The 4621-nt window shown below is 72.9% G+C and carries 4 protein-coding genes; 3 read left to right on the plus strand and 1 reads right to left on the minus strand.

Annotation, left to right across the window (positions count from 1 at the left end):
* Positions 1–183: hypothetical protein (locus ACSNOK_RS30910; protein ID WP_436784110.1), on the plus strand; the 183-nt coding region annotated here is incomplete at its 5' end.
* Between the two features lie 154 nt (positions 184–337).
* Here ACSNOK_RS30910 and ACSNOK_RS30915 read toward each other — a convergent pair.
* Positions 338–1933: a purple acid phosphatase family protein gene (locus ACSNOK_RS30915; RefSeq protein ID WP_436784111.1), complete on the minus strand. Its 1596-nt coding sequence runs from the start codon at positions 1931–1933 to the stop codon at positions 338–340.
* Between the two features lie 138 nt (positions 1934–2071).
* Here ACSNOK_RS30915 and ACSNOK_RS30920 point away from each other — a divergent pair, with 138 nt between their 5' ends.
* Together ACSNOK_RS30920 and ACSNOK_RS30925 are read left to right on the plus strand one after the other, a co-directional pair.
* Positions 2072–3175, plus strand: a complete 1104-nt coding sequence (locus ACSNOK_RS30920) for a 3-isopropylmalate dehydrogenase (RefSeq protein WP_436784112.1) — start codon at positions 2072–2074, stop codon at positions 3173–3175.
* Between the two features lie 208 nt (positions 3176–3383).
* A complete protein-coding gene (locus ACSNOK_RS30925; RefSeq protein WP_436784113.1) occupies positions 3384–4469 on the plus strand; it encodes a branched-chain amino acid aminotransferase in 1086 nt (361 codons plus the stop codon).
* Positions 4470–4621: the final 152 nt, after the last annotated feature.

The raw sequence follows: 4621 nt of genomic DNA on the forward strand, positions 1-4621 counted from the left end.
GCCCCGGCCCCCGCCCCGGCGTTCCCGGCCCTGCTCAACGTCGGCGTGCAGGGTTTCGACGTCCTGAGCGACCGCCCGTCCCGGACGTGTACGGACGGCCCGGCGGACACGGTCCCGTCGGCCGTCCTCGCCTTCGTCCCGTTCGTCCCGCCCTTGCCGGGGACGACGGGCGCCGGGCCCTGACGGTGCCTCCTCCCCGTCGGACGGCCGCGGGAACGTAAGGCGCCCCGGTCACCCGCTCGGCGGGTTCGACGGTCCGCTCCCGCTCGATCGGGAGCGGGGTGAGACGGCCGGACGGGCACCCGTGGCGCGCCGCCGGCCCGGCGTGCCGCGGGCCCTACCGCCCTGACCGCACGACGTCGAAGTGGTCGATCCGCCTGCCGTTCTCCGCCAGGGCCGTGACCCGCATCCGGGGCCGCGACCCCGGCTCGCACTCCACCGCGAGGAAGGAGTAGCCGGTGAAGCGCACCCGCGACCACTCCACCCGCTCGGGGGCCTTCACCCGGCCCTTCCTCCAGTGGTAGCTCGCGATGCTTTCGAGGTCGCGGACGTGGCCTTCGTAGCTGTCCGGCACGGGGAAGTCGTAGAGGTCCGCGCCCGCGCCGCCGGCGGTCACGTAGACGATGCCGTCGCGGACCGGGTCGACCGTCGCGCCGATCGGGACGCGGCGGCGGAGCCGGCCCGCGCGGAGGGCGTCGGTGCGTTCGTAGACGTGGTTGTGGCCGTTGATGACGAGGTCCACCCGGTACTTGTCGAACAGCGGCAGCCAGGCGTCCCGTACGCCGCCGTCCGAGGCGTGCGCCTTCGTCGTCGAGAAGGCGCAGTGGTGGAAGAAGACGACGACGAAGTCGACCTCGCGCCGGGCGCGCAGCTCGCGCAGCCGGCGGTCGAGCCAGGCCGTCTGCCGGCCGCCGCTGTACCCCGTGTTGGCGGCGATCTCGTACGAGACGTCGTTGGCGTCGAGGGCGACGACGGCGACGTTGCCGTGGACGAAGGAGTAGACGCCCGGCGACCGGCGCGGGTCGAAGCCGTTGGCGGGCAGGGCCCAGCGGGCGCTCTGGCCGCCGTAGCCGTTGGGGGAGTACCAGGCCTCCATGTCGTGGTTGCCGGTGGTCACCATCCACGGCACGCTCCGGGCCACCGTCTCCGTCTGGGCGAGGAACTGGTCCCAGATCCGCGCGTCGTACACGTCGCCCGGCCGGCCCGCGCCGCTGCTGTCGGCGTAGCAGATGTCGCCCGCGTGCAGGTGGAACGCCGGTTCCTGGCCCAGCAGCACCTGGTCGTTGCCGAGCGCGTGGTAGCCGACGCCCTGGTCGCCGAAGGCCGTGAAGACGAACCGCTCCGGGCGCGCGGGCGCGGTGCGAAAGGACGCGACCGTGCCCAGGTGGCGGGCGTCCGCCGGGTCGAAGCCGGTGTGCCCGACGCCGTAGTAGTACGTGGTGCCGGGCCGCAGCCCGTCCAGCGCGACGTGCAGGTGGTACTGGTCGACGGCCGGCAGCTTCCGGACCAGCGGCGGGGTGTGCAGGTGCCGCACCTCCGCCTCGACGCGGCGGCCGAGATCCCAGGGCTTCAGACCGATGCGCAGGAACGGCTTCCGTACGGCGAACGGCGTCTGCCACGAGACGCGCATCTGGGTCTTCGGATCCGCGCCGAACGCCAGGTGCCGGCCGAAGGGGGCCACCAGGGCGCCGCTGACGCGTCCGGTGGCTCTCGCCGTGATCAGGGTGGGGGACGGCGGAGTCACCAGGGCGGCGGGGGCCGCCACCGCCGGTCCGGCGCCCAGCAGGCCGGTCCCGGCGACCGCCCCGGCCGTGACCGCGCCCGCGCGCAGCAGGCCGCGCCGGGTGAGCTTGCTCCGCAGGTACTCGTGCTGCTCCGGCATGGTCATGCGCTCGGCGAGCCGGGCGGGGATGCCTACGCGTGGAGTGTCCATGCCGGGAAAGTGCCAGCAAAGGCCCGTCCCGTCACCCACTTCCGCCGAATTCCGCCGAACCGGCCCCTGCCGATCGCCTCCCGTCCGAATCGTGGACGCGGAGTGTCATCCAGTGGGACGAGGGAGTACGGTCCCGTCATGTCTCGCAGCATCCGCCTCGCAGTGATCCCCGGTGACGGCATCGGCCCCGAAGTGGTGGCCCAAGGACTCCGCGTCCTCACCGCCGTCCTCCCCGCCGACGTGAAGCCGGAGACCCGGGAGTACGACCTCGGCGCCCGGCGCTGGCACGCCACCGGGGAGACCCTCCCCGACGCCGAGCTGGAGTCCCTCAAGGAGCACGACGCCATCCTGCTGGGCGCGGTGGGCGACCCCTCCGTACCGTCCGGCGTCCTGGAGCGCGGCCTGCTGCTCAAGCTGCGCTTCGCCTTCGACCACTACGTGAACCTGCGCCCCTCCCGGCTCTACCCCGGCACCGCCACCCCGCTCGCCGGCTCCCCGGACATCGACTTCGTCGTGGTCCGCGAGGGCACCGAGGGCCCGTACACCGGCAACGGCGGCTCGCTGCGCACCGGCACCCCCGCCGAGGTCGCCACCGAGGTGAGCGTCAACACCGCCTACGGCGTGGAGCGCGTCGTCCGGGACGCGTACGCGCGGGCCCAGGCCCGGCCGCGGAAGAAACTCACGCTCGTGCACAAGAACAACGTGCTGGTGCACGCGGGCCGGCTCTGGAAGGACACCTTCGACCGGGTCGGCCGGGAGTTCCCCGAGGTCACCACCGACTACCTGCACGTCGACGCGGCGACGATCTTCCTGGTGACGCGGCCCGAGCGGTTCGACGTGATCGTCACCGACAACCTCTTCGGCGACATCCTCACCGACCTCGCGGCGGCCGTCAGCGGCGGCATCGGGACCGCCGCCTCCGGCAACATCAACCCGGACGGCACGTTCCCCTCCATGTTCGAGCCCGTCCACGGCTCGGCCCCGGACATCGCGGGCACCGGCACGGCCGACCCCACGGCCACCGTCCTCTCCGTCGCCCTGCTGCTGCGGCACCTCGGGTACGAGGACGAGGCCGCGCGGGTCGAGGACGCCGTCGCCCGGGACCTGGCCGGGCGGGCCGGGGCCGCTCCCCGGTCCACCGAGGAGATCGGCTCGGCGCTGGTGGCCCTCGTGGCCGGGACCGCCTCCGAGACCTCCGCGACAGCCCCTGGGGCATCCGGCGTACCTTCGGTATCCGCCTGACCCGGCCGTCCCGCGCGCGGCCGGAGTCCCCACCGTTCCATCGGGCCGCGCGCCTCCTCGGCGTTCGCACAGGTATTTCGTTCACGACCCCCGCCGAGCGATAATCGGACACGGGGCCGCGAAAAAAGGCGAAGAAGCTCGGACGTCCGCCAGAGCGGGGACGGCGTGAGCGCGGTCCGCAGCACCCGAAAGTTAAGGACACGCATCCATGACCACGCCCACGATCGAGCTCAAGCCCTCCTCGCAGCCGCTGTCCGACGCGGAACGCGAGCGCATCCTCGCCGACCCCGGGTTCGGCCGCCACTTCACCGACCACATGGTCACCATCAAGTGGACGGACGGGGTCGGCTGGCACGACGCCCAGCTGGTGCCGTACGCGCCGCTGTCGATCGACCCGGCCAACATGACGCTGCACTACGGGCAGGCCATCTTCGAGGGCCTCAAGGCCTACCACCGCCCCGACGGCGGCGTGGCCACCTTCAGGCCGGACGAGAACGCCAAGCGCTTCCAGGCCTCCGCCCGCCGGCTGGCGATGCCCGAGCTGCCCGTCGAGACGTTCGTCGAGGCGTGCGACGCGCTCGTGCGGCAGGACCGCGCCTGGGTGCCGACCTCCGGCGAAGCCTCCCTCTACCTGCGGCCGTTCATGTTCGCCACCGAGGCGGGGATGGGCGTGCGCCCGGCGAAGGAGTACCTCTTCGTCGTCATCGCCTCGCCGGCCGGCGCCTACTTCTCCGGCGGCGTCAAGCCCGTCTCCGTCTGGATCTCCGAGGAGTACGTGCGCGCCGCCCCCGGCGGCACCGGCGCCGCCAAGTGCGCGGGCAACTACGCCGCTTCCCTCGTCGCCCAGGCCCAGGCCGCCGAGAAGGGCTGCGACCAGGTGGTCTGGCTGGACGCCGTGGAGCGCCGCTGGATCGAGGAGATGGGCGGCATGAACCTGTACTTCGTGTACGGGAACCGCATCGTCACCCCCGAGCTGACCGGCTCGCTGCTGCCCGGCATCACGCGGGCCTCGCTGCTGCGGATCGCCGCCGACCTCGGGTACGAGGTCGCCGAGGGGCGGATCTCGGTGGAGGACTGGCGGAACGCGAACGCGGACGGGTCGCTGACGGAGGTCTTCGCTTGCGGCACGGCCGCCGTCATCACGCCGGTCGGGTCGGTGAAGTCCGCTCGTGGGGACTGGACGATCGGTGACGGTGGTCCGGGGGCTGTGACGATGCGGCTGCGGCAGGCGCTTCTTGACCTTCAGACGGGGGTCGCGGACGACACGTACGGGTGGATGCACCGGCTGGGCTGAGCGGGTGTGGGGGTGCCCCGGTCCCGCCCCTTCGCCGATTCCTGGGGCAAGCCCCAGACCCCTGAAACCGCGCTCCGCGCGGTTGTCCTCAAACGCCGGACGGGCTGAAGTGTGCGCCAGGGCGCACTATCAAGCCCGTCCGGCGTTTGAGG

Origin of the sequence: Streptomyces sp. URMC 126, assembly GCF_051386555.1 — a bacterium.
Taxonomy (GTDB): Bacteria; Actinomycetota; Actinomycetes; order Streptomycetales; family Streptomycetaceae; genus Streptomyces.

Bases quoted from the DNA above. Each gene is read 5' to 3' on its own strand.
- ACSNOK_RS30915 (WP_436784111.1), bottom strand. From the start codon at position 1,933: ATGGACACTCCACGCGTAGGCATCCCCGCCCGGCTCGCCGAGCGCATG.
- ACSNOK_RS30920 (WP_436784112.1), top strand. From the start codon at position 2,072: ATGTCTCGCAGCATCCGCCTCGCAGTGATCCCCGGTGACGGCATCGGC.
- ACSNOK_RS30925 (WP_436784113.1), top strand. From the start codon at position 3,384: ATGACCACGCCCACGATCGAGCTCAAGCCCTCCTCGCAGCCGCTGTCC.